This window comes from Deinococcus grandis, from assembly GCF_001485435.1.
Lineage (GTDB): Bacteria > Deinococcota > Deinococci > Deinococcales > Deinococcaceae > Deinococcus > Deinococcus grandis.
Genome location: NZ_BCMS01000001.1, coordinates 423,066 through 448,253, shown reverse-complemented (window position 1 = coordinate 448,253; position 25,188 = coordinate 423,066). Strand labels below are relative to the sequence as shown.

At 71.3% G+C, this 25,188-nt stretch carries 29 protein-coding genes; 13 read left to right on the top strand and 16 right to left on the bottom strand.

What is annotated here, in order from left to right:
- The first annotated feature begins 88 nt into the window (after positions 1-88).
- On the top strand, positions 89-844 hold the full coding sequence (locus DEIGR_RS02205) for an SDR family oxidoreductase (protein ID WP_058974907.1): 756 nt from the start codon (positions 89-91) through the stop codon (positions 842-844).
- On the opposite strand, the gene DEIGR_RS02200 is transcribed toward DEIGR_RS02205, so the two are convergent.
- Positions 832-1,620 (bottom strand): hypothetical protein, encoded by a 789-nt coding sequence (locus DEIGR_RS02200; RefSeq protein ID WP_058974905.1) that lies wholly within the window; start codon positions 1,618-1,620, stop codon positions 832-834. The two genes, DEIGR_RS02205 and DEIGR_RS02200, sit on opposite strands and share 13 nt — an antisense overlap.
- The gene (locus DEIGR_RS02195; protein ID WP_058974903.1) at positions 1,617-2,351 is read right to left on the bottom strand and encodes a Sir2 family NAD-dependent protein deacetylase; all 735 of its coding nucleotides are present in this window, start codon (positions 2,349-2,351) and stop codon (positions 1,617-1,619) included. Before DEIGR_RS02195 ends, DEIGR_RS02200 begins: the two co-directional genes overlap by 4 nt.
- 522 nt (positions 2,352-2,873) lie before the next feature.
- Here DEIGR_RS02195 and DEIGR_RS02190 point away from each other — a divergent pair.
- A complete protein-coding gene (locus DEIGR_RS02190) occupies positions 2,874-4,373 on the top strand; it encodes a carboxypeptidase M32 (RefSeq protein ID WP_058974900.1) in 1,500 nt (499 codons plus the stop codon).
- Positions 4,374-4,566: 193 nt separating this feature from the next.
- Here the strand turns inward: DEIGR_RS02190 and DEIGR_RS02185 are convergent, their stop codons facing one another.
- The 9 genes from DEIGR_RS02185 to DEIGR_RS02145 all read right to left on the bottom strand — a co-directional run bounded on the left by DEIGR_RS02185 (position 4,567) and on the right by DEIGR_RS02145 (position 12,138).
- Positions 4,567-4,803: a ferredoxin gene (locus DEIGR_RS02185; protein WP_046843451.1), complete on the bottom strand. Its 237-nt coding sequence runs from the start codon at positions 4,801-4,803 to the stop codon at positions 4,567-4,569.
- A 109-nt stretch (positions 4,804-4,912) separates the two neighbouring features.
- Entirely contained in the window at positions 4,913-5,701 is a 789-nt protein-coding gene (locus DEIGR_RS02180; protein WP_058974898.1) for an NTP transferase domain-containing protein, read from the bottom strand.
- A 28-nt stretch (positions 5,702-5,729) separates the two neighbouring features.
- Entirely contained in the window at positions 5,730-7,109 is a 1,380-nt protein-coding gene (locus tag DEIGR_RS02175) for a sensor histidine kinase (protein ID WP_058974896.1), read from the bottom strand.
- Positions 7,110-7,128: 19 nt separating this feature from the next.
- The gene (locus DEIGR_RS02170) at positions 7,129-7,791 is read right to left on the bottom strand and encodes a response regulator transcription factor (RefSeq protein WP_058974894.1); all 663 of its coding nucleotides are present in this window, start codon (positions 7,789-7,791) and stop codon (positions 7,129-7,131) included.
- 81 nt (positions 7,792-7,872) lie between these two features.
- Complete coding sequence (locus DEIGR_RS02165) at positions 7,873-8,595, bottom strand: hypothetical protein (protein ID WP_058974892.1); 723 nt, start codon at positions 8,593-8,595, stop codon at positions 7,873-7,875.
- Positions 8,596-8,651: 56 nt separating this feature from the next.
- On the bottom strand, positions 8,652-9,014 hold the full coding sequence (locus tag DEIGR_RS02160) for a DUF1232 domain-containing protein (RefSeq protein ID WP_058974890.1): 363 nt from the start codon (positions 9,012-9,014) through the stop codon (positions 8,652-8,654).
- A gap of 15 nt (positions 9,015-9,029) precedes the next feature.
- Positions 9,030-10,478, bottom strand: coding sequence for a glycosyltransferase family 2 protein (locus DEIGR_RS02155; protein WP_083523900.1), 1,449 nt, complete (start codon positions 10,476-10,478; stop codon positions 9,030-9,032).
- Positions 10,475-11,662: a HEAT repeat domain-containing protein gene (locus DEIGR_RS02150; RefSeq protein WP_058974888.1), complete on the bottom strand. Its 1,188-nt coding sequence runs from the start codon at positions 11,660-11,662 to the stop codon at positions 10,475-10,477. Before DEIGR_RS02150 ends, DEIGR_RS02155 begins: the two co-directional genes overlap by 4 nt.
- A 5-nt stretch (positions 11,663-11,667) precedes the next feature.
- Positions 11,668-12,138 (bottom strand): tetratricopeptide repeat protein, encoded by a 471-nt coding sequence (locus DEIGR_RS02145; protein ID WP_058974886.1) that lies wholly within the window; start codon positions 12,136-12,138, stop codon positions 11,668-11,670.
- A gap of 394 nt (positions 12,139-12,532) precedes the next feature.
- Between DEIGR_RS02145 and rplU the strand changes: the two genes are divergently transcribed.
- From rplU to obgE, 3 genes are all read left to right on the top strand, one after another.
- Positions 12,533-12,835: a 50S ribosomal protein L21 gene (rplU, locus tag DEIGR_RS02140; protein ID WP_046843459.1), complete on the top strand. Its 303-nt coding sequence runs from the start codon at positions 12,533-12,535 to the stop codon at positions 12,833-12,835.
- 14 nt (positions 12,836-12,849) lie between these two features.
- On the top strand, positions 12,850-13,122 hold the full coding sequence (rpmA, locus tag DEIGR_RS02135) for a 50S ribosomal protein L27 (RefSeq protein ID WP_046843460.1): 273 nt from the start codon (positions 12,850-12,852) through the stop codon (positions 13,120-13,122).
- 159 nt (positions 13,123-13,281) lie between these two features.
- The gene (gene obgE, locus DEIGR_RS02130; protein WP_058974884.1) at positions 13,282-14,619 is read left to right on the top strand and encodes a GTPase ObgE; all 1,338 of its coding nucleotides are present in this window, start codon (positions 13,282-13,284) and stop codon (positions 14,617-14,619) included.
- A gap of 67 nt (positions 14,620-14,686) precedes the next feature.
- Here obgE and DEIGR_RS02125 read toward each other — a convergent pair whose 3' ends face one another.
- On the bottom strand, positions 14,687-15,178 hold the full coding sequence (locus tag DEIGR_RS02125; protein WP_058974883.1) for a DUF3105 domain-containing protein: 492 nt from the start codon (positions 15,176-15,178) through the stop codon (positions 14,687-14,689).
- 60 nt (positions 15,179-15,238) lie between these two features.
- Positions 15,239-16,699 (bottom strand): MBL fold metallo-hydrolase RNA specificity domain-containing protein, encoded by a 1,461-nt coding sequence (locus DEIGR_RS02120; protein ID WP_058974881.1) that lies wholly within the window; start codon positions 16,697-16,699, stop codon positions 15,239-15,241.
- Positions 16,700-16,829: 130 nt separating this feature from the next.
- Between DEIGR_RS02120 and DEIGR_RS02115 the strand changes: the two genes are divergently transcribed.
- From DEIGR_RS02115 to DEIGR_RS02105, 3 genes are all read left to right on the top strand, one after another.
- On the top strand, positions 16,830-17,876 hold the full coding sequence (locus tag DEIGR_RS02115) for a GGDEF domain-containing protein (RefSeq protein WP_058974880.1): 1,047 nt from the start codon (positions 16,830-16,832) through the stop codon (positions 17,874-17,876).
- Between the two features lie 67 nt (positions 17,877-17,943).
- Positions 17,944-18,405, top strand: a complete 462-nt coding sequence (locus DEIGR_RS02110) for a universal stress protein (RefSeq protein WP_058974878.1) — start codon at positions 17,944-17,946, stop codon at positions 18,403-18,405.
- A 1-nt stretch (position 18,406) separates the two neighbouring features.
- Positions 18,407-19,321, top strand: coding sequence for a lactate/malate family dehydrogenase (locus DEIGR_RS02105; RefSeq protein ID WP_058974876.1), 915 nt, complete (start codon positions 18,407-18,409; stop codon positions 19,319-19,321).
- 155 nt (positions 19,322-19,476) lie between these two features.
- Here DEIGR_RS02105 and DEIGR_RS02100 read toward each other — a convergent pair whose 3' ends face one another.
- From DEIGR_RS02100 to DEIGR_RS02090, 3 genes are read right to left on the bottom strand one after another with little or no spacing between them, the layout of a single operon-like run.
- On the bottom strand, positions 19,477-20,541 hold the full coding sequence (locus DEIGR_RS02100) for an LptA/OstA family protein (protein WP_058974875.1): 1,065 nt from the start codon (positions 20,539-20,541) through the stop codon (positions 19,477-19,479).
- A 10-nt stretch (positions 20,542-20,551) separates the two neighbouring features.
- Positions 20,552-21,439 (bottom strand): LptA/OstA family protein, encoded by an 888-nt coding sequence (locus DEIGR_RS02095; protein WP_058974873.1) that lies wholly within the window; start codon positions 21,437-21,439, stop codon positions 20,552-20,554.
- Between the two features lie 19 nt (positions 21,440-21,458).
- On the bottom strand, positions 21,459-22,064 hold the full coding sequence (locus DEIGR_RS02090; protein ID WP_058974872.1) for a hypothetical protein: 606 nt from the start codon (positions 22,062-22,064) through the stop codon (positions 21,459-21,461).
- A gap of 83 nt (positions 22,065-22,147) precedes the next feature.
- On the opposite strand from DEIGR_RS02090, the gene DEIGR_RS02085 reads away from it, so the two are divergent.
- Genes DEIGR_RS02085 through DEIGR_RS02065 form a run of 5 tightly spaced genes read left to right on the top strand, consistent with a single transcriptional unit; the run spans position 22,148 to position 25,185 of the window.
- Entirely contained in the window at positions 22,148-22,918 is a 771-nt protein-coding gene (locus DEIGR_RS02085; protein WP_058974870.1) for a TatD family hydrolase, read from the top strand.
- Between the two features lie 57 nt (positions 22,919-22,975).
- Positions 22,976-23,290, top strand: coding sequence for a PadR family transcriptional regulator (locus tag DEIGR_RS02080; RefSeq protein WP_058974868.1), 315 nt, complete (start codon positions 22,976-22,978; stop codon positions 23,288-23,290).
- Positions 23,287-23,967, top strand: coding sequence for a hypothetical protein (locus tag DEIGR_RS02075; RefSeq protein WP_058974866.1), 681 nt, complete (start codon positions 23,287-23,289; stop codon positions 23,965-23,967). Before DEIGR_RS02080 ends, DEIGR_RS02075 begins: the two co-directional genes overlap by 4 nt.
- Entirely contained in the window at positions 23,964-24,542 is a 579-nt protein-coding gene (locus DEIGR_RS21150; protein ID WP_058974864.1) for a hypothetical protein, read from the top strand. Before DEIGR_RS02075 ends, DEIGR_RS21150 begins: the two co-directional genes overlap by 4 nt.
- A gap of 37 nt (positions 24,543-24,579) precedes the next feature.
- The gene (locus DEIGR_RS02065; RefSeq protein WP_058974862.1) at positions 24,580-25,185 is read left to right on the top strand and encodes a nitroreductase family protein; all 606 of its coding nucleotides are present in this window, start codon (positions 24,580-24,582) and stop codon (positions 25,183-25,185) included.
- The last annotated feature ends 3 nt before the right edge of the window (positions 25,186-25,188 follow it).

Below are 25,188 nucleotides of genomic sequence, written 5' to 3'. Positions count from 1 at the left end.
GCCGGGGGACAATCCGCCACGCGCCATGACGTCTGCTGAATGCAGCAACGCACCCTCTCCCCCTTTCCGCGCCGCTGGAGGCCACCCCATGACAACGATCCTCGTGACCGGAGGCAGCGGCGTACTGGGCCGCGCCCTCCTGCCTGCCCTGGAGGGCCGCGCGGACGTGCGCGTCCTGTCCCGCCACGCCGACCCCCGACCCGCGTTCCGGCAGGGTGACCTGCAGACCGGCGCGGGCCTCGCGGACGCGCTGCGCGGCGTGGACACCGTCATTCACGCGGCCAGCCAGCCGTCGCGGCCCCAGGCGGACGTCGAGATGACCGGCGTGCTCCTCGCGGCGGCGCGGGCGGCGGGCGTGCGGCACGTCGTGTACGTCAGCATCGTGGGGTGTGACTGGGTGCGGGCGTTCCCGTACTACCGTGCCAAGACCCAGGCCGAGGCGCTGGTCGCGGCGGGCGGCGTGCCGTTCACGGTGGTGCGCGCCACGCAGTTCCATGAGTTCGTGGCGTTCATGCTCTCGCGCCTGACCCGCGCGCCGCTGCTGCCCCTGCCGGGCCTGCCCCTCCAGCCGGTGGACGTCCACGCCGCCGCCGCGCAGATCGCTCAGGTCGCGCTGGGGGCCCCGCAGGGCCGCGCGCCGGACATCGTCGGCCCGCAGGTTATCCCCCTGCCGGAACTGGCCCGCAGCTGGGCCGACGCGACCGGCGCACGCACCCGCGTCCTGCCCGTCCCCGCCGCGCGGCGCTTCACGCCCCTCACCGGCCCCGACCTGAGCGGCGTGGGCCGCACCTGGGCGCAGTGGCTCACGCAGGAGGCCACGCGCCCCAACCCCTACGCGGGCTGAGCCGGGCGGGGCGGCTGGTCGGCATTCAGGTCCGCCAGTTCCGTCTCCTGCCCCACGTGCCAGATGAACACCCGTCCGGCGCGGGCGATCAGCAGCCGCCCCCGACGGTCGAGGTCGGCCCAGGTGGCACCCTCCAGATCGGGTGCCGGGCCTTCCGCCAGCCAGCGGTACCGGACGAAGCGGCGGTACTGCGCCATGCTGAAGTTCAGTTCCAGCATCTCTTTGCGAAGGGTGAACGATTCTGCCTCGCCCATGCCATACCAGCGGGCCGGTTCGCGCACGACATGCCACCCGGTGCGCGGCAAGGTCTGCCGCAGTGCCACGAGCGGATCAAACTGAAACGAAGGCACCACAGTGAAAGCCGTTGGTCGAATCAGGGCCTCCGCCCCGACAACGTTGATCGTCCGTCCATCCAGAAAGACACCGCCCACATCGCCCGCCAGAGCGCTCCATAAGCCAAGTGCCCGCACCGAGGGTGGCCGAGAGAGCCCCGTCCAGCCGTCCATGGTCACGCCGTAGCGTTCCATTGCCAGCGCCCGCTGCCGCGGCGATAAGTTCTGCGCGGCGTACAGCAGGTGCTCGCCGTCGGGCGAGAGGTCGCTCATCCACTCGTACAGTCGTCCCTGGAACCACGATCCGGGCGTGAGGCGATCGGTGGCGGTGTCCCACAGGTACACGCGCGTCCACTGCGAGGGGCCGCGCCGGAACAGCACCACGCGGTCGGCCTCACTGGCGAGCAGGCCCCAGATTCGCGCCGGGACGAGTCCTTTCTTCATTCCAGCAGGGCGGCGAGTCCACGTGACGCGACGTCCCGGACGACGTAGGTCATCTGGTGCGAGATCTCGGTCTCGGTGGGGTTGATCTCGATGGCGATTCCGCCGCGCCGCAGGGTTTCGGCGGCCAGTCCGGCGGCGGGGTACACGGCGCCGCTCGTGCCGATCACCAGCGCGACCTGTGCGGCGGCGAAGGCGTCCTGCGCGGCTTCCAGGGCATCCTCGGGGAGGTACTCGCCGAACCAGACGACGTTGGGGCGCATGCGGTTCCCGAGCGGGGAGGTGGGCGGCGTGACCAGTTCAGCGGGCGCGGCGAGGGGGAACGTCTGCCCCGTGACCTCGTCCCGGCCGCTGAGGAGGTTGCCGTGCAGTTCCACGACCTGCCCGCCGTGCGTGCCGCTGCCCGCGCGGTGGTGCAGGCCGTCCACGTTCTGCGTGGCGAGGAAGAACCCCGGCCCCTTCTGCGCCTCCAGCCGCGCCAGCAGGTCGTGCGCGCCGTTCGGCTGCGCGGCGAGCACGTCGCGGTAACGGCCCGCGTACCACTCCCACACCATCTGGGGGTCGCGGCGGTACGCGGGCGGACTGGCGAGGTCCTCGGGCCGGAAGCGTGCCCAGTGCCCGGTCTGCGCGTCCCGGAAGGTGGGGATGCCGCTCTCGGCGCTGACGCCCGCGCCGGTCAGCACGGCGACGCGGATGGCGGCTTGCAGGGCGGCGCGGGCAGCAGAGAGATCCATACAGGCAGGGTAGCCCGCAGCAGGAAAGCATGCCCCCACAGATCACCTAAGCCCAGCCGAGGCCCCCTGACCAAAAGTCGATCAGCGGACCGCACCGCCCACCCACGCCCTGACCGCAGACCACCACCGGCCGTCGTGCGCGAAGCGCGCGGGCCTTCCACCGGTGCGGCAGGATGGCGTCGAGGCCGGACCCGTCACCGCCCACTGCGAGCACGCCGCAGCAGTAAAAACTCTTGCCCAGTGCCAACGTAAGCCCCCCCGTCCCCCCTGGGGATGGGGGCTGGGGGGTGGGGCAACCACGCACGAAACAACCCAAAAACAAAAAACCCGCCTTCTTCGGCGGTGATAAGAAAATGATACCCCGGTATGCAGGCCGCGTCAACCCCTGCCGGGCGACCTGATTTCTGCCGTCCAGCACGAAAAAGACTGGACTGCACGTTCGGGCTTTATGCACGGGCTGTCGTCCGCGTATCGGCCAGGTGGCGCAGGCCATCCGGCTGGGGGCGCGGTAGGCTGCGCGGGATGACACAGCATGAGACGTGGGTGGCGCTGCGGGCGCACTGGCAGGAATTGGCGGACCTGGGTGGGATCGGGGCGCTGCTGGGGTGGGATCAGAGTACGTACCTGCCGCGTGGGGGGTCGGCGGGGCGGGCGCGGCAGCGGGCGCTGCTGTCGGGTGTGCGGCACGCGCGGGCGACGGACGTGGGGTATGGGCGGCTGCTGGATGCGGCGGGCGCGCTGGACCTGGGGCCGGTGGAGGCGCGGATGCTGGCGGTGGCGCGGCGGGAGTTCGAGCGGGCGACGCGCCTGCCGGGGGTGTTCGTGCGGGCGGCGGCACAGCATGCCGGGGAGAGTTACGCGGCGTGGGTGGAGGCGCGGCCCGCGAACGACTGGGCGCGGATGGTGCCGCTGCTAGAGCGGACGCTGGACCTGAGCGTGCAGCGCGCGGGTTTCTTCCCGGAGTTCTCGGACCCGATGGATTTCTTCGTGGACGCGTCGGATGAGGGCATGACGGCCGCGCAGGTGGACGCGGTGTTCGCGGAGTTGCGCGTGGCGCTGGTGCCGCTGGTGGACGCGGTGGTGGCGGCCCCGGCGCCCCGGATGGATTTCCTGGCGCGCGAGTACCCGATTGCGACTCAGTTGCGGCTGGGCGAGGAGGTCGGGGCGCTGTACGGGTACGATTTCGCGCGGGGGCGGCAGGATCTGACGGCGCATCCGTTCATGACTCGGCTGGGTGCGCGGGACGTGCGGATCACGACGCGGGCGCAGCTGGCGGACCCGACGGACGCGCTGTACTCCACGCTGCACGAGGTCGGACACGCGCTGTACGAGCAGGGGGTCGCGGAGGACCTGCTGGATACGCCGCTGGGCGGCGGGGTGAGTGCCGGGGTGCACGAGAGCCAGTCGCGGCTGTGGGAGAACCTGGTGGGGCGTTCGCGGGCGTTCTGGGCGGGGCAGTTCGGGCGGTTCCGGGACGCGTTCCCCGAACAGCTGGCCGACGTGACCGAGGAGGAGATGTTCCGCGCGGTGAACGTGGTGCGCCGCAGCCTGATCCGCACGGACGCCGACGAGCTGACGTACAACCTGCACGTGATCACGCGCTACGAGCTGGAGCGGCAGCTGCTGGGCGGCTCGCTGGCGGTCCGCGATCTGGCGGACGCATGGCACGCGGCGTACGAGGCGAACCTGGGGCTGCGCGCCCCGAGTCACGTGGACGGGGTGTTGCAGGACGTGCACTGGTTCAGCGGCGGGATCGGCGGGGTGTTCCAGGGGTACACGCTGGGGAACGTGCTGAGCGCGCAGTTCTACGCGGCGGCGCAGGCGGCGAACCCGGACCTGGACGGGGACATCGCGCGGGGCGAGTTCGGGCGCCTGCATGGCTGGCTGCGTGAGCACGTGTACGCGCCGGGGCGGACGTTCACGCCGAACGAACTGGTGCAGCGCGCGACCGGGCAGGGCATGACCGCCGCGCCTTACCTGGCGTATCTGCGTGGGAAGTACACGGACCTGTACGGCCTGTAATACGGCCTCCGATTGAACGGCTTGCAAAGCCATTCAATCCGAGCGGAGCGAGGAGGAGAAAAATGGGTTCCGGGCGTGGAGTTGGCAGATCGGTGGTGTTCCGATCTGTCAACGAAACAGACGGAATCCGTATAAGGGACCGCATGGAGCAGCGGCGCCCGGATCAACTCCAGGCGCCGCTGTGGTGGGTGGTTTAGAGGCCGAAGTGGACGCGGTTCTTCTCGATGAAGCTTTCCTCGCCGCCGGGGACGTCCTCTTCGGGGAAGATGGCGCTGACGGGGCAGGCGGGGACGCACGCGCCGCAGTCGATGCACTCGTCGGGGTGGATCAGGAACTGGTCGCCGCCGTCGTAGATGCATTCCACCGGGCAGACTTCCGTGCAGGCCTGGTCCTTGACGCCGATGCAGGGGCTAACGATCACGTGAGGCATGAGGGACAGTATGCACACCGGCCACCCCGGGCGCAAGGGCGGGAATGGACAGGATTTTTAGCGTTCAGCGCGAGAAAACCGAGCATTTACGTCAGGATTGGCACGCGGTTCAGTGACCGGGCGGGGTGCCGCGCAGCTGCGCGTCGGCCAGGGTGAGGTCGGCGTCCTTGTCCACGTCGGTGCCCACGGCGGCGTGCGGGGTGATCAGCGCGCGGGCCTTGACGCCCAGCAGCCCGGAGACCTTCTCCTCCAGCCGCTGCACGCTCAGGCGGCCGGTGAGGAGGCGCAGCAGGACGTCCCAGCCGATCAGCCCGGCGAGTTTCAGGGGGGCCTTGCGGGCGGCGAGCACCTCGCGCAGGCGCGGCAGGAACTGCCCGATCAATGCCGGGTCCAGCAGGAAGAGGTTCCCGCCGGTGAACGTGCCGTCCTTCAGGCGGGCGTAGGTGCGTTTCACGCCGGGGTACGCGGCCTCGCAGACCTCGCGCCGCACGACGGGGTACACCAGCCCGGCGTCGGTGGGGGCGCTGTCGAGCACGTCCCGGACCTCCTCCGGGCGCAGCATGGGCACGTCGGCGGTGACGACCAGCACCCGCTCGCCCGGGGCGAGGCCCAGGTCGCGCAGGGCCTCCACCCCGGCTTCGAGGTTGCTGAGCAGGGTGCCGTGGTCGGTCACGCGGATGTCGATCAGCGGGTCGAGGTCGGGCGTGGTGGGGCCGACGTACGCCACGCGGCCCACGCGGTCGCTGCCGCGCAGGGCCCGCAGGACGTGCAGGGCCATCGGGGCGCCCGCGACGGGAATCAGGGGTTTGACGTTCACGCCGTGCGCGGCGGCGAAGGGGTCGCCGGGGTCCCCGCCGCCCAGCACGACGGCACTCCAGCGCGGCACTGAACTGTTCATTGCCGCACAGAGTAGCAGACCGCCCCACCTATCCCGGCAGGTGCAGCGTCACGCGGAAGCCCGCGCCGGGCGCGCTCTCAATGTCCAGCGTCCCGCCGTGCAGGCCCGCGACGTGCCGCGCGAGCGCCAGCCCCAGCCCGTGCCCGCCGGTGCCGGACGCGTCGGCGGTGCGGCTGGCGTCGGGGCGGTAGAAGGCCTCGCCCAGGCGGGCCAGGGTGGCGGCGTCCACGCCGGGGCCGTCGTCCTGCACGGTCACGGCCGCGCCGCCCGGCACCGCCCGCACCTGCACGAGCACGGTCGCGCCCGGCGCGTGCCGCACGGCGTTCGTGGTGAGGTTCCAGATCGCCTGCCCCAGCAGCACCCGGTCCCCGGACACCGTGACGGCCTCCGCACCGTCGAGGTCCACGTCGGCCAGTGGGTCGAGTTCACGGGCGCGGTCCACGGCGTCCGCCGCGAGGTCCCGCAGCGGCACCGGCGCGCGCTGCACCGCCGCCGGGTCCCGCGCCAGCAGCAGCAGGTGGTTCGCCAGGGTGGACAGCCGCGTGATGTCCGTGCCGATCTCCCGCAGGTCCGCGCGGTAGCGCTCGGCGTCGCGGTCGCGGGCCAGGGTCCCCTCGACCCGCGCGGTCAGCGCCGCCAGCGGGGAGCGCAGGTCGTGCGCGGCAGCCCGCAGGAAACCCTGCTCGCGGTCCCGGGCGTCCGCGAGGTGCGCGAAGCTGTGCTGGAGCGTCAGCGCCAGCCGCGCCAGTTCGTCCCCGTCACCCGCGCCGGGCAGGGGGCGGCGCAGGTCCCCGCCCTCCCCGATGGCGTGCGCGGCGCCCTCCAGCGCCCGCACGGGCCGCAGCAGCCGCCCGGCGACCACCCACCCCACCAGCAGGGACAGCAGCAAAGCCAGCGGCACCAGCGCGACCAGCGCACGCAGGAACGCCTCACGCGCCTCGCGCAGCGAACGGGCGTCCACCGCGATCTGCAGGGATGCGCCACGCAGGGGCCGCTCCAGGATCAGGTGCGTGCCCGTCAGGTGCAGCCCCGGCCCGAGGGCCACGGGTACCCCGGACGGGAAGCTGGGCGTGCCGACCGACGCGAGCCCGCCCGACTGCCGGGCGATCACGCGCAGGTCCACGCCCCGGCGGTCCACGTCGTCCGCGATGCGTTCCAGGTCCGCCTGCGAGATGCTCACGCGCGCCGCGCCCAGCAGCGACCCCAGCGGATCGTCGTCCGGGCGGGGCCGCAGCAGCCCCTCCACGCGGCCCTGCACGGCCCCCAGCACACTCATGACCCGCTGCTCCTGCGCCTGCCGCAGGAACCCGTTCACGGACCAGTACAGCCCCCCCGCAACCAGCAGCACCGCCACGCCGGTCGCCAGGGCCGCCCACAGCGCCAGCCGCGCCCGCAACGTCAACCGCATCGCTTCTCCCCTGCCCGGCTCAGCGTTCCACGCGGTAGCCGCGTCCCCGCTCGGACGTGATCGCCTCGGGCGCCAGTTTGCGGCGCACGTAGCGCACGTACACGTCCACGATCCGCGCCTCGCCGTCGAATTCCGGCCCCCACACGCGGTCGATCAGGTCCTCGCGGGTGAACCAGCGTTCCGGGGCCTGCGACAGGACCTCCAGCAGCGCGTACTCGCGGCCCGTCACGGCCACCTCCGCGCCGTCCCAGGTGACGGTGCGCGCCACGGTGTCCAGCGTGCCGCGCCCCTGCGCGAACGCCACGCGCGGCGCGCCCGACCCCCGCTCACGGCGCGACAGGGCCCGCAGGGTCGCCAGCAGTTCCGGCACCGCGAACGGCTTGACCAGATACGCGTCCCCGCCCAGGTCCAGGCCCTCCACCCGGTCGCTCAGCTCGCCGCGCGCCGTGAGGAACAGGATCGCGGACTCCACACCCTGCTCGCGCAATTCCCGCGCCACGGCGAAACCGTCCATGCCGGGCAGCATCACGTCCAGGATCACCAGCGGGTATTCGCCCAGCGCGGCCTGTTCCAGCCCCTCCGGGCCGGTCTGCGCCCAGGTGACGGCGTACCCGGCCTCGCGCAGGGCCTCTGCGGTGGGCTGCGCGATGCGGGCGTCGTCCTCCACGAGCAGCAGTCTCATGAACCTCAGTGTAAGCGGGCCGGTTAACGGCACGTAAAACCGCCCCCACCGGAGCGGCAGGGGCGGACGGGAAAGCGGCGTTCAGCGCAGGGTGAAGGGCAGGGTGTTCAGGTTCAGCGCCTGGGTGGCTGCCGTCCGGTTGACCCATTTGAGGTTGCTGGCAAACCCGTTGGTCATGACAGCGGTCGTCGTGGACGTGGTCAGGTCGGTCGTGGCCTTGATGGTCAGCCAGTTCCACCCCTTGGTGAAGCTCACGTTGATGTCCGCAATGGACGTGAGGCCAGTAAATTTGCATTCCTGTTTACCGCTCAACTTGACGGCGCGGTCCACGTAGATCAGCTCGCCCATCGTCGTGGTCGTACCAGCGGCGTCCATCAGCATCACGCTGACGTCCTTGGTGGCGTCGGTGCGGAAGGTCGCGGTGGCGCTGCGCATGCCCTTGTCGCTGACCTTGACCGTGCTGGTGCAACCGGTGGGCTGGGTCTCTTCGGTGTAGGGGCTCAGTTCGCTGTCCTTGGGGGTGGGCAGGCTGGCGAAGCTGAACTTGCCGTCCGCGGCCAGGGTGGCTTCGCCTTCCTTGACGGTGGTCTTGGCGGTGTAGTCGTACAGGTCGAGCATGACCTTGCCCGCGCCGCCGCTCCAGGCGGTGTAGGTGGTGGTGGCGTTGCCGTTGGCGTCGTAGGTCACCTTGGCGTCCATCAGGGTGCCGCCCGCGGTGGTGACGGGTTTGGGGGCGCGGTTGAACAGGCCGCAGGAACCCAGGGCGAGGGGCGCGAGGAGCAGCAGGGGAGCAAGTTTCTTCATACGACGCTCATGCTAGTGATTCCCGATCTGGTTCGCCGGTCAGATGCGCTTGACAATCAGCTCCCCAGGGCGCGCCAGATCGTCCAGCCGAGCAGGCTGAGCAGGGTCAGGACCGTCAGTGCGGCGGCGGGGATCAGCCAGGGCAGGCGGCGCTGGACGCTCAGGCTGCGGGTCTGTGCCTGCGTCAGGACGGGGGCGGGGAGGGTGCGGGCGGCCAGGGCGAGCAGCGTCGGGACGATCAGGATGTCGTCGGCGACGCCCAGGATGGGGGTCAGGTCGGGCAGGAGGTCCAGGGGCAGCAGGGCGTAGGCCAGCGCCAGCGCGGCCATGAGTTTCGCGCCCGCGGGCGTGCGGCGGTCGGTCAGGGCGAACAGCAGGGCCAGCGCGTCGCGCCATACGGCCCGGACTCGGGTGATCACGTCCGCAGGTACGGGTCAGGTGACGTCCGGGTTCCGGGGTGGGTCGCCCGCGTCGGGGGGTGGCGTGGGGGGGGTGCCGGTGTCGATGCGGCGGCGTTCCATCTTGCCCCACTGTCCGGCGCGCAGCGGGCCGGTCAGGGTCGCCCAGAAGCGGATCAGGAGGGTCCACTGCCGGAAGCCGAGGTTGTCCAGCAGCGCGAAGCCCAGCAGCCGCAGGCGGTCGCCGGGCCGGGAGATGCGCTGCCGGAGGAACACCTCGACGCTCTGGGCACTGAAGGAGATCAGGGTGCCGTACGCGATGGCCAGCAGGAAGAACAGCGCCACGAACGGCGCGCTGAACTTGCCCGTGACGACCAGGACGACGGCCAGGGCGTAGCCGGTGAGTTCGATGACGGGCGCGAGCGCCTCGAAGAACACGTAGTACGGCATGGAGATCATCCCGATGCGGCCGTAGCGGGGGTTCAGGAACATGCGGCGGTGCTTCCAGAGGGCCTCGATCAGGCCGCGCTGCCAGCGGTCGCGCTGGCGCCGCAGGAGGTTCCAGGTGTCGGGCACCTGCGTCCAGCAGATCGGGTCGATGACGTACGTGATGGCGTACGGGCGGCGCTGCTCGCGCGCGTGGCGGTGCAGCCGCACGATGAGTTCCATGTCCTCGCCGACGGTGTCGTGCGCGTACCCGCCCACCTGCAGGGCCACGTCGCGGCGGAACAGGCCGAACGCGCCGGAGATGATCAGCAGCAGCCCGTACGCGCTGAGGGTGGTGCGGCCCACCAGGAACGCGCGGATGTACTCCACGATCTGGAAGCGTTCGACGGCCGTGCCCGGCAGGTGCAGGTCCACGATCCGCCCGCCTTGGAACACGGCGCCGTTCAGGGGGCGGACGGTGCCGCCCACGACGAGCAGGTCGTCGTCGTCCGCGAAGCGCCGCGCGACGCGCAGCAGGGCCTCCTCGTCCAGGAGACTGTCGGCGTCCAGCGCGCAGAACAGCGGGTAGCGGGCGTACTGCATGGCGACGTTCAGCGAGTCGGCCTTCCCGCCGTTGTCCTTGTCGATGACGATCAGGCGGTCCTCGCGGGCGCTGCGGTACGTGCCGCGCACGGGTCTGGTGGGGATGGTCAGCGGGACGACCATCTGCGCGGGGTGCAGGTCGAACGTGGCGTTCAGGACGTCCAGGGTCCGGTCGCGGCTGCCGTCGTTCACGACGATCACCTCGAACTGCGGGTAGCGGAGGTTCAGGAAGGACCGGACGCTGGCCTCGATGGTCGCCTCCTCGTTGTAGGCGGGCACGAGCAGCGAGATGGGTTTGTGCGTCTGCCCCAGCAGCAGCGCGTCGAAGCGCAGGGTCTGGTGGCGGCGCATGCTGCGCGCCAGTTCCCGCACCGTGGTCGTCAGGCCGATGGCGTACCCCACGTTCATCAGCGCGAAGTACACCAGGAACAGGAACTCGACGACCGTGAGGTTCATGCGATGAGGTCATTCTGCGGCAGCGCGGCGCGCGCCACGTCACGCGCGAAGCGGTCCGGGTGCCGCGCGGCCGCCTCACGCAGCGCCGCGCGGCCCTCGCCGCTCGCGTGCAGGGACCGGGCGGCGTGGTGCCGCACCCACCAGTTCGGGTCGCCCAGCAGTCGCCACAGCGTCCGCACCGGCGGGTGCGGGAAGGTGCCCAGCGCCTGGGCACTCATGGCCCGCACCGGCCACGCCGCGTCGCGGCTGAGCTGCCACACCTCGCGCCGCAGCGGCGGGGCGTCCAGGCGCCCGGCGGCGTACAGCCGCAGCGCGCCCGCCCGCACGCCCGGACTCGCGTCGCGCAGCAGGTCCGGCACCAGGTCCGCGTAGCGGGGCGGGTCGAGTCGGCCCGCGGTGTCCACGGCCAGTTCCCGCCAGGGGTCGCGCGGGTCGGCGGCCAGGGCGCGCACCAGCGGCTCGGCCTGCGGTCCCAGCAGGCACAGCGCCTCGCGGACCTGCTGCGTCGAGAACAGGCCCGACGTGAGAACCGGCAGGAGGGGCGGGGCCGCCCAGCCGGGCCGGGCGAGTCGGGTCACGCCCAGCAGCGCCAGCAGCCGCAGTGACGTGCTGGCGTCGTCCAGCAGCGCCACGAACACCGGCAGGCTGCGGTCGTCGCGCAGGGTCACCAGTCGTTCCAGCGCCAGGGTGCGGTCCGTGCTGGTGCGTCCAGTCCGGGCGACGCGTTCGTCGTGGGCGCGCAGGCCCAGCGTGTCGTACAGCGCCGCGAGGCGCGCGCCGTCCGCGTCACCGACCTCCTCCCGCAGGTGCAGCAGGGCGCGCGCGCCGGTCACGTCCAGGGTCGCGGGCGGGTCCGCCCCGGCCAGGAAGGCGGTCAGGTGCGCCTCCCAGGCGCGCGCCTGCGCGGTCACCTGCGCGTCGCGACGGGCCGTGACGGTCACGTACAGCAGTTGCGTGACCGTCAGCAGCACCAGGGTCAGCGTCACGACGCCCAGCACGAACAGCACCACCAGCAGGGACCGCGTGAACGACTGCGCGAACAGGTTCAGGAACAGCAGGTACGTGAACACAATCATCGTGACGGTCAGGGTCACGCTGATGCCCAGCGCCATGCCGGTGAACGGCAGCAGCTGGAATTCGCGCCACATGGGCTGCACGCGGCTCCAGCCCGCAGGCCGGTTCACGGGCGTTACTGCCCGTCAGCCATGACCTGCACCGCACTCAGGCTCTCCTGGAGCTGCTGCAGGTCGGCGCGGCCCGGATCGATCGCCAGCGCCTCGCGGTTGAGGGTCAGGGCCTCGGCGGCGCAGCCCTGCGCCCGCGCCACGAGCGCCAGGCCGTACCAGGCGTCCGCGTAGCGGGGGCTGCGGTCCAGGACCGCCTGGAAGTCCCGCCGGGCCGCGGCGTACTGCCCGGTCTGGTAGCGCGCGAAGCCCCGCACGACCAGGGCGTCGGCGTCCACGAGCAGGCCCTCGCGCGCGGCGCCCGCGAGCAGGTCGTCGGCCCGCTGGAACTGCCCCTGCCGGTAGGCGCTCGCGGCGGCCGTGGTCGTCTGCGCCGCCAGGGGCTGCGTGGCCAGACCCAGCGCCGTGGTGACCAGGGCGCTGCCCAGCAGCACCAGCAGGTTCCAGCGGCCCAGCGTGTGGCGACCCAGTCTCATGCCCGCAGGCTAGGGGGCGCCCTCTGAATGGATTCTGACAGCACGCCCCCGCTGGCCGGTCGGGGGCGTGCTATGCTGCCAGGGTCAGCTGCCTCCGGGCAGCTCTGGAGGATCAGCAGAACCCGGCTCGCCCCGCGCGAGCCTACGTGTACCGCGAGGACACGTTCACCAGACCCGGGAACCCGCACGCAACCGAACAGCCCTCCCCCGCCCCGCGCGGGCCGAGCGCCGTTGCCTGCCACCCCCGAGTCTGCGCTGATCCGCCGGACCCGGACGGGTTCCCTACACCCTGACGGTGTGTTACAGTACTTGCTTGGTGACCCGCCGAGCGGGTGCAGCAGGCCAAGGCCGCCCAGGGCAGCGATCCCTCGGGCGCGCGGCAGGAGGAAACACCATGTTTGCAATCATTCAGACCGGCGGGAAGCAGTACCGCGTGCAGGAAGGCGACGTCATCCGCGTCGAGAGCCTGAAAGGCGAGGCGGGCGACAAGCTCGACCTGACCCCCATCTTCGTGGGCGGCGACCAGACCGTCTTCGGCGACGCCGCCGGCAAGTTCACCGTGAACGCCGAAGTCGTCGAGCACGGCCGTGGCGAGAAGATCTACGTGCGCAAGTACAAGAGCGGCATCCAGTACCGCCGCCGCACGGGCCACCGCCAGGACTACACCGCGATCAAGATCCTGGGCATCAAGGGCTAAGGGAGGATACCGACATGGCACACAAGAAAGGCGTAGGTTCGTCCAAGAACGGACGTGACAGCCAGCCCAAGTACCTGGGCGTGAAGAAGTTCGGCGGCGAGCAGGTCCTGGCCGGGAACATCCTCGTCCGTCAGCGCGGCACCAAGTTCAAGGCCGGCCCGAACGTGGGCATGGGCCGCGACCACACCCTCTTCGCCCTGGAGAGCGGCAAGGTCGTGTTCAGCAACCGTGGCAACAAGGGCCGCTTCATCAGCATCGAAGTGCCCACCGCCGCCGCCGCTGACTGATCAGCGCGGCAGGTTTTTTCGCGGGAGCGCCTCAGCCCGGTTGACGGGTCAGGCGCTCCTTTGCTGCTGCCCCCACGCGGGGCGGCGTCGTACAGTGGCACCCAGCAGTGGTGCCGGGCGGGGACGCACACGCGCCTTGCCCCAAGGGAGGTGAGGCCAGTGGCGTTTCGTGACGTCCTGAATATCGAGGTGGCCGCCGGGAACGGCGGGGACGGCAGCATGTCCTTCCACCGCGCGAAGTACATGGAAAAAGGTGGCCCGGACGGCGGGCACGGCGGGCGGGGTGGCAGCATCATCCTGCGTGCCATCGAGGGCGTCGAGTCGCTGGAGCGTCTGGTGGGCCGCCGCAAGTTCAAGGCCCCGAACGGCGCGTACGGCGAGGGTCGCCTGCGTCAGGGTGGTGACGGCGAGGACATCTTCATCGACGTGCCGGTCGGCACGACCGCGTTCGACGAGGCGACCGGGAAGGTCATCGCGGATCTCGTGCGGGTCGGGCAGGAGAAGGTCATCGCGCGCGGCGGCTTCGGCGGGCGCGGGAACAGCACCTTCGTGAGCAGCACCCGTCAGGCGCCGCGTTTCGCGGAGCTGGGCACGCCCGGCCAGAAACGCCGCGTGCGGCTGGAGCTGCGCCTGATCGCGGACGTGGGTCTGGTGGGCTACCCGAACGCCGGGAAGAGCAGCCTGCTCGCGGCGCTGTCCCGCGCGAACCCGGCCATCGCGGACTACCCGTTCACGACCCTGTCACCGATCCTGGGCGTCGTGGACCGTGTGGACGCGAACGGCACGCCGGTCGACGAGCGCTTCACGCTGGCGGACATCCCCGGCATCATCGAGGGCGCCAGCGAGGGCAAGGGCCTGGGCCTGGAGTTCCTGCGGCACATCAGCCGCACGCGCCTGCTCGTGTACGTGCTGGACGTGACCCGCAACCCGGTCGAGGAGCTGCGTCAGTTGCAGGCCGAGCTGCGCGCCTACGACCCGACGCTGCTGGATCAGGTCTCGCTGATCGCGCTGAACAAGGTGGAGCTGACCGACGAGGATCTCGCGGCGATGGTCGTGGATGAACTCGCGGAGTTCGGCCTGCCCGTCATGCAGGTCAGCGCCAAGGGCGGCGAGGGCCTGCCGGAACTGCGCGAGGCGGTCTTCCAGATGCTCCCGGACCGCGAACTGTGGGCGCAGAACAACGCGCTGGAGATCGAATCCGACACCGTGCGCGAGGAACCCCTGCGCATCGAGTTCCGCATCGATCCGGCCGCCCGGGGCGTGGGCATCATCAACGACGGTCAGCCCGAGCGGGTCTGGGCGGTGTACGGTGGGGGCTTCGAGGAACGCATCGTGCGCTTCTCGCGCTTCATGGACGAGGCCGCCGAGTACCTGGGCAACGTCTTCAAGCGTCAGGGCCTGTACAACGCCCTGAAACGCGCCGGCGCGCGCGAGGGCGACACCGTGGAGATCGGGACGTTCCGCTTCGAGTACTTCGACGACGAGCAGCAGCACTGAGCTTCCGCTGAACGGTGACGGCCCCACAGCGAATGTGGGGCCGTTCGTCTTGCTGTGTGCCGGGTGGTCAGCGGGTCTCGCCGTACGCGCCGCTGCACGACGCGCCGCGTTCCGGGGCGGTCGCGCCCTGCTCGTACTTGTCCAGGAAGGCCTTCAGGCGGCTGTCGTCGGCCTTGTCGACCTTCAGCTGCGCGCCCCACGCACTCGCGGCGACCGGGGTGTCCAGGCCCTCGTAGGGGCTGAGGATGGTGTACGGGCGGCCCTCGACGAGGGTCTTCAGGGCAGCGACCTGCGCGGCGTCCAGGTCCGGGCGGTAGGTGATCCACACCGCGCCGTGCTCCAGGCTGTGCACGGCGTACTCGTTGTACAGCGGGCGGTCGTACACGCCGCAGTTCTGCCACATGGCGTTGTGCGGGCCGCCCGCCGGGGGGTTCTCGGCGTACACCAGCGAGCCGCTGCGGTGGTCGCCACCGGCGTACGTGAAGGTCTGGACGCCCTCGATGGACTTGGAGCCGCAGGCGGTCAGGACGAGCAGGAGCAGGGGCAGCGCGCGTTTCATGGACCTTCAGAGTAGCTGCTCCGCATGAAAACGCCCAGGGCTGTTCCGCCCGCCTGTCCCCTACTCGCCCGCCTCGGCCTGCGCGCCGCGCGTGGGGGCCGCGTCGAAGCCGGGCGGGAGGCCCCGCGGGAAGCCGGGGCCGGTCAGGTCCACGGGCTGCCGGTCGGGCATCAGGTCCCCCTTCAGGCCGTGTGCGTCCAGGACGGGCAGGAAGGCCGCCATGACGTCCGGTTCGCCGTGCACCAGCCACACGTGCGGGGTGCCGGTCGTGCTCAGGAAGGCCAGCAGGTCGTCCTGGTCGGCGTGCGCGGAGAAGCCCCCGATGGTGTGCACGTGGGCTTTCACGGCGATCTCCTCGCCCATGATGCGGACGTGGTCGGCGCCGGTCACGATCCGCCCACCCAGGCTGCTGGGGGACTGGTAGGACACGCTGATCAGGCTGGTGCTGGGTTTCCACAGGTGGTGCTTGAGGTGGTGCTGGATGCGCCCGCCGGTCATCATGCCGTTGCCCGCCAGGATGATCGCCGGGCCGTCGTACCGGTTGATACGCTGCGACTCGGCGCTGGTGGGCACCACGTGCAGCGTGCTGGGCCGGAAGGGATCCTCGCCGGCCTGCAGGGCGTCGCGGACCTCGGGGATGAGTTCGTCGCCGAACTCGAAGTACTCGTGCGTGGCGCGCGCCGCCATCGGGGAATCCAGGAACACCGGGATGCGCGGGACCTCCCCGGCGTCCATCAGGCTCTTGATGGTGTGCAGGATCGTCTGCGTGCGTTCGATGGCGAAGCTGGGAATCAGGATCTTCCCGCCCTGCCGCACCGAGTCGCGCAGCGCGTCGCGGAATTCGGCCAGGGTGGCGGGCCAGGGGCGGTGCGTGCGGTTGGCGTAGGTGGTCTCGATGACCACGGCGTCCGCGTGGGGTGGGGGCGTGAAGTCCAGTTGCAGGCCGCTCTCGCGGTTGCCCAGGTCGCCGCTCATGATCAGGCGACCCTCACTGCTCTCGATCAGGAGGTACGCGCTGCCCAGGATGTGTCCGGCCCGCTCGGGCGTGACCTTCAGGCCCGCCACGCGGGTGGTCTCCCCGAACGTCAGGTGGGGGCGCAGCAGCGCCAGCGCGCGGTGCACGTCCTCCTCCTCGTACAGGGGCGGGGGCACCTGCTCGTCGGGAATCCCCTGGCGGCGGGCGCGGCGCAGGTCGTGCCGGTAGCCGTCCACCTGCAGCCGCGCGCTGTCGAGCAGCACCGTCTCCGCGAGGCCCGCCGTGGGCGCCGTGCAGTACACCGGCCCGCGGTAGCCGAGTTTCGCCAGGAGCGGCAGGCGTCCAACGTGGTCGAGGTGCGCGTGCGTGAGGATCACGGCGTCCAGGCCCGGGACGTCGAACCCGAAGGGCTCGCGGTTGCGGGCTTCCAGGTCGTCGTTCCCCTGGAACAGCCCGCAGTCGATGAGGACCTGCCGACCGCCGGAGGTCAGGAGGTGCATGCTGCCGGTGACGGTCAGGGCCGCGCCGAAGCTCTGGAGTTGCATGCTTCGGAGTGTACCCGCCGCGCCCGGGGGCACCCCGCCGAGCCTCAAGGTCCGCTGAAGGTCGCGGGGGCGGGATTCACGCCGGGTCGCGTCAGATTTCCGTGGGCGCGGCGGGTCATGCTGTGGGGGGATGCCCCGGAATGACGCCGCCATCAGCCGCGTGGAGCGGGTCCGCCGCCGCGCGTACCTGACCGCGGCCGGCGGGGCGGTCGCCGCGCACGTGTTCATCGTGGCCGAGCAGCTGCTGCGGCGAGACTGGGCGAACGCGGCGGCCTTCACGCTGGGCATGCTGGTATCGGCGTGGGTGGTGGTCGCGCTGGCGTGGCTGCGCTGGCCCACCGCGCGCCTGAGCGGCCTGATCGTCGCGGTGGTGACCGTGTCCACCACCGCCGAGTTCGTGCCGCTGCTGCGCGCCCCGGAGATCGGCACCGGGTCGTTCCTGTCGTTCCTGATCATGGTCGCGCTGTGGTTCGGGCTGCTGCCGCTGCGCGCAGCGGTACCGGCCACGCTGGTGGCGTACCTGCTGTTCGCGGGACTGGCGGCGTCGCGGCCCACGCACGACCTGAGCCTGCTGGCGTACCTGGCGTGCACGACCATCGTGATCGGCATGGCGAGCAGTTTCGGGCAGCAGATCACGGCGTTCCAGCAGGACGCCGTGACGTTCGAGCAGGCGGCCCTGACCGACCCGCTGACCGAGCTGCCCAACCGCCGCGCGGCACTGGAGCGCCTGCGGCACCTGCACGCGCTCGTGCAGCGCGGTGAGCACGCGGGCTTCACGCTGGTCCTGCTGGACCTGGACCACTTCAAGCAGGTGAACGACACGCGCGGGCACGCGGTGGGCGACGAGGTGCTGCGCGCGCTGGGCCCGGCGCTGCGGCAGGTGCTGCGTGCCGACGCGCTGCTGGCCCGCTGGGGCGGCGAGGAGTTCGTGCTGGTCATCCCCGGGACGGGCGCGCAGGAGGCCCGGGTGGTCACCGCCCGCCTGGACGGGCTGAGCCTGCGCCTGCCGGTCCCGCTGCCCGAGATGACGTTCAGCGCCGGGGCGGTCCTGGCGCACGAGGCGGACAGCGTGGCCGGGCTGCTGGACCTCGCCGACCGGCGGCTGTACGCCGCCAAACGCGCCGGTCGGCGGCAGTTGCGCTGGGACGCGGCCGGCGGGTCCCAGCACGCCAGCTGAGCGGCCGTCTTCACCCGATCTTCATGCGCTCCGGGCGGGAGGTGGGCGCGGGTGTAGGTTCAAAGACATGACCCACTCCCCTGACCTGCACGGCACCACCGGCTTCCAGCGCGTCCTGGTGGGCGTGGACTTCTCGGCGTCCTCGGCGGCGGCGCTGGCACTGGCCCGCGCGCGGTTTCCCGGCGCGACCCGGCGACTGGTGCACGTCACGGACGCCCGCGTGACCGCCGCGCCGGACCTGATGGGCGGCGTGACCCCCGCCCTGCCCGACCCGACGCTGCTGCACACGCTGGAAAGCGCGGACGGTCAGCGCCTGACCCGCGAAGTGCAGCCCGGCGAGGAACAGGAACTCATGGTCGGCGACCCCGTGACCGGCCTGCTGGACGCCGCCCGCGCGTGGGGCGCCGACCTGATCGTGGTAGGCACGCACGCGCAGGGCGCCATCGAGCACTTCTTCGTGGGCAGCACCGCCGAGAAGATCGTGGCCCGCAGCCCCATCCCGGTCCTGACCGTCCGGGCAGGTCAGTGACGTGAAGGTCGGTGTGGTGGGTGCCGGGCTGGTCGGCGCGACCGCCGCGTACGCCCTGACGCTGCGCGGCTCGTGCAGCGAACTGCTCCTGACGGACCTGGACGGGGACCGCGCCCGCGCCGAGGCGCAGGACATCGCGCACGCCGCGCCCGTCAGCCACGGCGCGCGCGTCCGCAGCGGCCCGCTGGAGGACCTGCACGGCAGCGGCGTGGTGATCGTCGCGGCAGGCGCCAACCAGAAACCCGGCGAGTCCCGCCTGGATCTCGCGCAGAAGAACGCCGCGATCTTCCGCGACCTGATCCCCCGCGTGGCCGCCGCGGCGCCCGGCGCCGCCCTGCTGATCGCCACGAACCCCGTGGACGTCCTGACGGACCTGAGCGTCACCCTGGCCCCGGACCACGCCGTGATCGGCTCGGGCACCGTGCTGGACTCCGCGCGGTTCAGGCACCTGATCGCCGCGCACGCCGGGGTGGACGCCACGCACGTCCACGGCTACGTCCTCGGCGAGCACGGCGACAGCGAGGTCGTCGCCTGGAGTACCGCCACCGTCGCCGGGCTGCCCGTCGCGGCGTTCATGGACGCCCGGGACCTCCCGTGGACGCCCGGGATCCGCGCGCAGATCGAACGGGACACGCGGGAGGCCGCCGCGCAGATCATCGGCGGGAAACGCGCCACGTACTACGGGATCGGCGCGGCCCTGGCGCGCATCACCGAGCGCATCCTGGGCGACCGCCGCGCCGTCCTGACCGTCAGCGCCCCCACCCCCGCGTTCGGCGTGAGCCTCAGCGTGCCACGCATCCTGGGCCGCACCGGGGTGCTGGACACCGTCCTGCCCGCCCTGACCCCGGACGAGCAGGACGCCCTGCACCGCAGCGCCGAGGTGCTCCGGAAGGCCCGCCAGGCCCTGGACACCTGACCCCCCGCCGGGACGACCTCATACGGATTCCGTTTGTTCCGTTAACAGATCGGAACACCACCGATCTGTTAACTCCACGTCCGGAACCCGTTGCTCTCCTCCTCGCATCCGCTCGGATTGAATGGTCTTCGCAGCCCATTCAATCGGAGTCCGTATCAGGGGCGCGGCGGGGTCGTCGGTGCTACGGGGGTCGTCGGTGCGGCGGGATTCGTCGGTGCGGCGGACGTGGCCGCCCCACTCCCCTCCTCACCGTCGACGAATTCGCCGGTGATGGTGCCGCCCTCGGCCTTCTCGGCGTACACCTCGTTCCGGTCGAGGTCGTACACGATCACCCCGGCGCGCAGCGTGTCGCCGCCCTGCACGCTCTCGGCGGGCTGCTCGGCGGTGCCGTACAGCCGCGCGACGTTGCGGGTGTCGTCGTACTCGACCCTCGCGGCGCGGCTGGTGCGGCCCCCGCTGGACTTCAGTTCGACGTTCCCGACCAGGGTGGTCTTCTCGTCGTCCACGCTGACCTCGATGCGGTCACTCTTCCCGGTCAGGGGGTCCCTATCGCTGCTGCGCCTGAAGGTCACCGGCCCGTCAATGCGGGCGATCCCGTCGGCGCTGTCGTACACCAGCTTCTGCCCTTTCAGTTCCGTGCGGCCCTGCGTGACGACCACGGTGTCCGGCGCGGCCCGGGGCGTGGCCTCGACGGCGCAGCGGCTCAGGCGGTCCGTCTTCCCCTCGGGAGCCTCGTCCAAGAAGCGGGCGGCTCCGGCGCTGGCCTCCACGCGCCCGTCACTGCCCTCCTGCCCCTCTTTGGGGGGCAACTGGGTGACGACCGCCAGCGGCACGCGGATCACGTTCTTGTCGATGGTGATCTGCACGCCACCCGCACCGGTCTCGCTGAAGACGGCGATGTTCGGGGCGTCCTCCGGCTCGCCGTCCTGCGGGCCGCAGATCGCGAAGACGCCGGTCGTATCGCTGGTGCCGGACTTCACGATGACGATCTGGCGATCCTTGCCGTCCTTCTCGCTGCGGCGCACGAGCGTCAGGCTGGATTGCTCCGCCTGGGCCTCACCGAACTCCGTGGCGGGCACGTCCTGATCGGGTGCACCACCCGGCGTCTGTCCCTGCGCGGGCGGCTGGGTGGGATTCTGCTGCGCCAGGGCGATCGTCAGGACGCTCCCGCCACAGAGCAGCGCGGTCAGGAACGCGGCAGTCAGGCGGGAGCGGGGCATACCAGGGAGTTTACTTCTCGCCGGTGAGCTTGAACTGATCGGTGGGGATCTTGTACGCCGAGTTCAGGGCGCGCACGCGGGCCAGGTCGGTGCGCTGCTCCAGGTAGCCGCTGGCCGGGGCCTTGACGGTCACCTTGCTCTTGCTGTCCACGCTGACGGCGTTCCCGACGACGTACGCGACATTCTTCCTGTCGTCGTAGTACACGGCGTCCCCGGTGGTGGTGGTGGTGCCCTGCACGAGTTTCACGCCCCCGCGCACGTACAGCGTCTTGGTCTTGGTGAGCGCGCGGACTTCCTGCCCGGTGATGATCAGTTCCTTCTGGCTGCCCCTGGCGGCGCGGGTGAGGCTGGGCGTGCCGGTCAGGAGGGCCAGTTCGCGCTGCTCGTCGAACACGAGCTTGTCGGCCTTGCCGCTCTGGGTGCCGTTGGAGAGGGTCACGCCGCCCGTGCTGGTGGAGCGGTCGTTGTCCACGTCGAGGCTCATCTGCGCGGCCTTGATGGTCACGGTGTCCCCGTCGGTCTTGTCGGGCGTGAAGGTGGCGCTGGCGCTGCCGTTCAGGACGCCCTGCCCGGTGGCCTCGCTGTACGCGAGGGCGTTCCCGGTGGCGGTCAGGCGGCCGCGGGTGACCTTGACGTTCCCGGTGAAGTCAGTGGTGCGCTTGCCTTTCGCCTCGATCAGCGCGGTGCCCTTGGGGGCGGTTAGGACGGCCTGGGAGGCCTCGATGTTCAGGGTGCTGACCTTGGCCTTGACGGGGTTTCCGGTGAAGGTCAGGGGTCCGTTGCGGACGTCGCCACGCGGGGCGCCCTCGATGGTGATGAGGCGTTTGCCCGCGTCGGTCTGGGCGAGGACGGGGGCGGTCAGGGCGAGGAGGGCCAGCAGTGAGGTCGTTTTCTTCATGGGGGTCTCCTTGACGGGATCAGGTGAGGGGGACGCGCTTGCCGTCGCGGCAGGTCTCGGTCGGGTCAAGCGGAACGGAGTATCTGGAATTCGGCGAGGAATCCAGGATGCTGAAGCCGAAGGTCATCTTCAGGTCGCGGATGGTGCCGGTCAGGCTGGTGGAGTCGATCTTCGCTTCCGTCGCGCTGAAGCCCTGGCCCTGTTCGATCTTCACGGGGGTCTGCTCGGTGCCCCTCAGGTCGATGTCGGCACACTGCTGCACCAGGGTGATGCGGGCCTGACGGGTGGTCATGGTGTCCTGCGCGTCGATGGTCAGCTCCGGGGTGGCCAGGGTGGCGTCCAGAATCTCGCGGCCCGTGAAGCGGCCCTGCACCTGTTCTTTCAGGAGCCGTTGTCCTTCGGTGATGCCGGTCAGGGTGGTCAGGCCGTTCAGGGGGTCGTTGCGTACGTCGGCGGCCCTGAAACTCCAGGTGGCGTTGACGTCGCCGGACGGGTACAGGCGGAGCTGCACGCCGCTGAGCCGCGCGCCGGACTGGCTGGCGTCGAGGCCCGGGGTGGGCAGCAGGGCGAAGATCAGGGCGAACGCCATGATGCCCAGCAGCGCGTACAAACCGACTTTCTGCACGGGTCGCACTTTAGCGCGCGGGTCTCATGAGAGTGATGGGGCGCAGGTGGGAGCCGCGGCGGCGCGGCGCTAGGCTGGGCGGCATGATCGATTCGCACACGCACCTGGATTACATCGACGACCCGGCGGGCGCGCGCGGCGAGCTGGGCCTGAGTGCCATGGTCTGCATCGGCGCGAGCCCCGAGCACGCGCGGAACGCGGTGGCGCTGGCCGAGCAGTTCGGGGACGTGTTCGCGACGGTGGGTCTGCACCCCACCGATACGGACGAGGACAGTCCGGAGGCCCGCGCGCAGATCGAGGCGCTCGCCGGGCACCCGCGCGTGGTCGGCATCGGCGAGAGTGGCCTGGACGACTACTGGGACGACACGAAACGCGCCGCGCAGGTGTCGGCGTTCGAGTGGCAGCTGGACCTCGCGCGGCGCAGCGGGAAGGTCCTGGTCATTCACACCCGCGATAAGGCCGGGCAGGACAGCGCGCACCGGGGCGTGATGGACGTGCTGCGGGCGTGGCCGGACGTACCGGTCATCCTCCACTGCTTCAGCGGGCACGCCGGGCTGCTACGGTTCGGCCTGGAGCGGGGCGAGCACACGTACTTCGGGTTCGCGGGAAACACGACGTACAAGAACGCACAGGAGATCCAGGCAGCCGCCCGCGACCTGCCCCTGACGCGGATGCTGCTGGAAACCGACGCACCCTTCCTGGCGCCCGTCCCGAAACGCGGCAAACCCAACCGACCCGGTTACGTGCGCCACACCCTGCAGTTCATCGCGGCCCTGCGCGGCCTGGACTCCGCCGAACTGGAGGCCGCGACCGACGCGAACACCCGCCGCGCGTACGGGCTGCCTACCGCCTGACCGCACAGCACGATACCTCGGCTTGAGATGCATCGAAATCAGAGGTATCGTGCAGACATGAACGCCCGCGAGCAACTCCGCCTGCTCATCCTGGCCGTCCTGGGGCGCCAGCCTGAACACGGCTATGCCATCGCCCAGGCCATCAACACCCGCAGCGAAGGCCTCCTGCGCGCCCGCGAAGGCACCCTCTACCCCGCCCTGCACGCCCTGGAAGCCGAGGGGCTCATCGAGAGCCAGGAACACGAGGTCGCGGGCCGCACCCGCCGCGAATACCGCCTGACCGACAAGGGCCGCGCCGCCCTGGCCCGCACCCGCCGCGACTGGCAGGCCCAGGTCGGCGCCGTGCAGGCCGTGCTGGGAGGGAAGGCATGACCGGCGAACTCCGCAGCCTGCTCAGTCCCCGCCTCCAGCCTCCCCGGACCGTCGCGGAGTGGCTGGAGGTCGCCACCGACGGCCTGACCTCCGAAGCCGCCCGCCGCGTCCGCCACGACTACCTGAACCACCTTCAGGACACCCTCGCGGGCCAGCCCGACCTGACCCACACCGACATCCTGCGCCGCTGGGGCTCCGCGCACACCGCCAACCGCGAACTGCGGCGCACCCACCTGACCGTCCGGGACGCCAGCCGCCTGCCCCCCCGACACCTCAGCTTGGGCGGCAGCCTGTGGTCGGCGTCCGCCCCGATAGCTGGCCTGACGGTCGCCGCACTGCCGGACCTGCGGCGCGGCGAAGCCGTCACCCCCTTCCTGCTGAGCGTGGGCATCCTGACCGCCCTGGCCCTGCTGCGCTGGTGGGTGCTGTCCCGACCGCTGCCCCCCACCCGACGCGCCGCTGCGTACTGGCTGACCGAGCCCCTCGGCGGCGCCCTCATGGCCGGTCTGGTGGCCGCGCTGTGGTTCCTGCACACCGGCACCCTGACCCCCGACCGACTGATCGCCTGGACCCGCGAACCCGCCTTCTGGGTTGCCCTGAGCTGCTTATCCTTCCATATCTGGCGACTCTCGCTCGCCGTGAACGCCAGCCGCAAACTCGGCGCGGAGACAGCGTGACCCTGCACGACTGGCTGACCGTGACCCTGTCGGGGCTGGCGCCGGAGGTCGCGGCGCGGCTGCGGGCCGAGTACCTGGGGCACGCGCAGGACATGCTGGAGGGGGGCGAGCCTGTGGAGGCGGTGCTGAGGGCGCTGGGTGATCCGGCGCGCCTGAACGCGGAGTTGCGGGAGCGGTACCTGACGGAGTACGAGGCGAAGGTGCTGGCGGCGCGTTCGCGGGCGTGGTCGGCGCGGGCGGTCCGGGTTCCGCTGCTGATGGGCGTGCTGGGGGCGCTGGCGGTGTCGGTGCTGAATCCGGCGGTGGGGGCCTGGGCGCTGTTGCTGCCGCTGCTGGGCCTGGTGGGCAGTGGGTGGTTGTGGTGGCTGGCGCGGCGGTTGCCGCCGGAGAGGCTGGCACTCCGGGGGTCGTCGGCGCTGGTGTTTCTGAATGCCGTGATGCTGGCGGCAGCTCAGGGTGTGAACTCGTCGCGGCCGGAGCTGATCCTGCCGTTGTTCGTGGGCGCGGCGGCCCTGGTGTTCGCGTGGTGGGAGTACGGTCTGAACGGACAGCTGCACGCCAAACTGGGACGGTAGGCGTACGGGGCAGTGCGGGGCGCGGCATCATGCGGGCATGAACGCTGTGACTGCTAACCCTGCCGCCTTTCCCCCCGCTGCCCTGACGGTGCTGGACGTGATCCGTGCGCGCCGCACGGTGGATATTGGTCTGCTGAGGCCGGACGCGGTGCCCCGTGAGGTGGTGGAAGCGATTCTGGAGGCGGGGATCTGGGCGCCGAATCACGGGCGCACCGAGCCGTGGCGCTTCACGGTGTTCACAGCTGCGGGCCGCGCGAGGCTGGCGGAGGTGTTCGCGCAGGCCTACGCGGCGGGCAGCGCGCCCGACCGGGACAGCGAATCGGCGCTGGAGGCGCAGCGCGCCCGGGCGTGGCGGGCCCCGCTGTGGATCAGCCTGGAACTGCACATGCCCGAGAAACCGAAGATGCCCGAGTGGGAGGAACAGGCGGCTCTGGCCTGCGCGGCGCAGAACATGTGGCTGGCGGCGACGGCGTTCGGGCTGGTCGGGAAGTGGGTGAGCGGCCCGGTGATGGTCAGTCCGGTGGCGGCGCAGGCGCTGGGCGCGCCGAAGCTGCTGGGGCTGCTGGTGCTGGGCTACCCGGCGGCCGAGTTGCCGTCCGCGAACCGCGCGCCACTGGCGGACAAGGTCACCTGGGTGGAGTGACCC

What these genes read in the sequence shown, in the direction of transcription:
- rplU (WP_046843459.1), top strand. Translation starts at nt 12,533, where the DNA reads ATGTTTGCAATCATTCAGACCGGCGGGAAGCAGTACCGCGTGCAGGAA.
- DEIGR_RS02075 (WP_058974866.1), top strand. Translation starts at nt 23,287, where the DNA reads ATGACCGGCGAACTCCGCAGCCTGCTCAGTCCCCGCCTCCAGCCTCCC.
- DEIGR_RS02095 (WP_058974873.1), bottom strand. Translation starts at nt 21,439, where the DNA reads ATGAAGAAAACGACCTCACTGCTGGCCCTCCTCGCCCTGACCGCCCCC.
- DEIGR_RS02115 (WP_058974880.1), top strand. Translation starts at nt 16,830, where the DNA reads ATGCCCCGGAATGACGCCGCCATCAGCCGCGTGGAGCGGGTCCGCCGC.
- DEIGR_RS02190 (WP_058974900.1), top strand. Translation starts at nt 2,874, where the DNA reads ATGACACAGCATGAGACGTGGGTGGCGCTGCGGGCGCACTGGCAGGAA.
- DEIGR_RS02080 (WP_058974868.1), top strand. Translation starts at nt 22,976, where the DNA reads ATGAACGCCCGCGAGCAACTCCGCCTGCTCATCCTGGCCGTCCTGGGG.
- DEIGR_RS02085 (WP_058974870.1), top strand. Translation starts at nt 22,148, where the DNA reads ATGATCGATTCGCACACGCACCTGGATTACATCGACGACCCGGCGGGC.
- DEIGR_RS02205 (WP_058974907.1), top strand. Translation starts at nt 89, where the DNA reads ATGACAACGATCCTCGTGACCGGAGGCAGCGGCGTACTGGGCCGCGCC.
- DEIGR_RS02195 (WP_058974903.1), bottom strand. Translation starts at nt 2,351, where the DNA reads ATGGATCTCTCTGCTGCCCGCGCCGCCCTGCAAGCCGCCATCCGCGTC.
- DEIGR_RS02065 (WP_058974862.1), top strand. Translation starts at nt 24,580, where the DNA reads ATGAACGCTGTGACTGCTAACCCTGCCGCCTTTCCCCCCGCTGCCCTG.
- DEIGR_RS02145 (WP_058974886.1), bottom strand. Translation starts at nt 12,138, where the DNA reads ATGAGACTGGGTCGCCACACGCTGGGCCGCTGGAACCTGCTGGTGCTG.
- DEIGR_RS02120 (WP_058974881.1), bottom strand. Translation starts at nt 16,699, where the DNA reads ATGCAACTCCAGAGCTTCGGCGCGGCCCTGACCGTCACCGGCAGCATG.
- DEIGR_RS02185 (WP_046843451.1), bottom strand. Translation starts at nt 4,803, where the DNA reads ATGCCTCACGTGATCGTTAGCCCCTGCATCGGCGTCAAGGACCAGGCC.
- DEIGR_RS02110 (WP_058974878.1), top strand. Translation starts at nt 17,944, where the DNA reads ATGACCCACTCCCCTGACCTGCACGGCACCACCGGCTTCCAGCGCGTC.
- DEIGR_RS02125 (WP_058974883.1), bottom strand. Translation starts at nt 15,178, where the DNA reads ATGAAACGCGCGCTGCCCCTGCTCCTGCTCGTCCTGACCGCCTGCGGC.
- rpmA (WP_046843460.1), top strand. Translation starts at nt 12,850, where the DNA reads ATGGCACACAAGAAAGGCGTAGGTTCGTCCAAGAACGGACGTGACAGC.
- DEIGR_RS02100 (WP_058974875.1), bottom strand. Translation starts at nt 20,541, where the DNA reads ATGCCCCGCTCCCGCCTGACTGCCGCGTTCCTGACCGCGCTGCTCTGT.
- DEIGR_RS02155 (WP_083523900.1), bottom strand. Translation starts at nt 10,478, where the DNA reads ATGAACCTCACGGTCGTCGAGTTCCTGTTCCTGGTGTACTTCGCGCTG.
- DEIGR_RS02170 (WP_058974894.1), bottom strand. Translation starts at nt 7,791, where the DNA reads ATGAGACTGCTGCTCGTGGAGGACGACGCCCGCATCGCGCAGCCCACC.
- DEIGR_RS02180 (WP_058974898.1), bottom strand. Translation starts at nt 5,701, where the DNA reads ATGAACAGTTCAGTGCCGCGCTGGAGTGCCGTCGTGCTGGGCGGCGGG.
- DEIGR_RS02165 (WP_058974892.1), bottom strand. Translation starts at nt 8,595, where the DNA reads ATGAAGAAACTTGCTCCCCTGCTGCTCCTCGCGCCCCTCGCCCTGGGT.
- DEIGR_RS02200 (WP_058974905.1), bottom strand. Translation starts at nt 1,620, where the DNA reads ATGAAGAAAGGACTCGTCCCGGCGCGAATCTGGGGCCTGCTCGCCAGT.
- DEIGR_RS02175 (WP_058974896.1), bottom strand. Translation starts at nt 7,109, where the DNA reads ATGCGGTTGACGTTGCGGGCGCGGCTGGCGCTGTGGGCGGCCCTGGCG.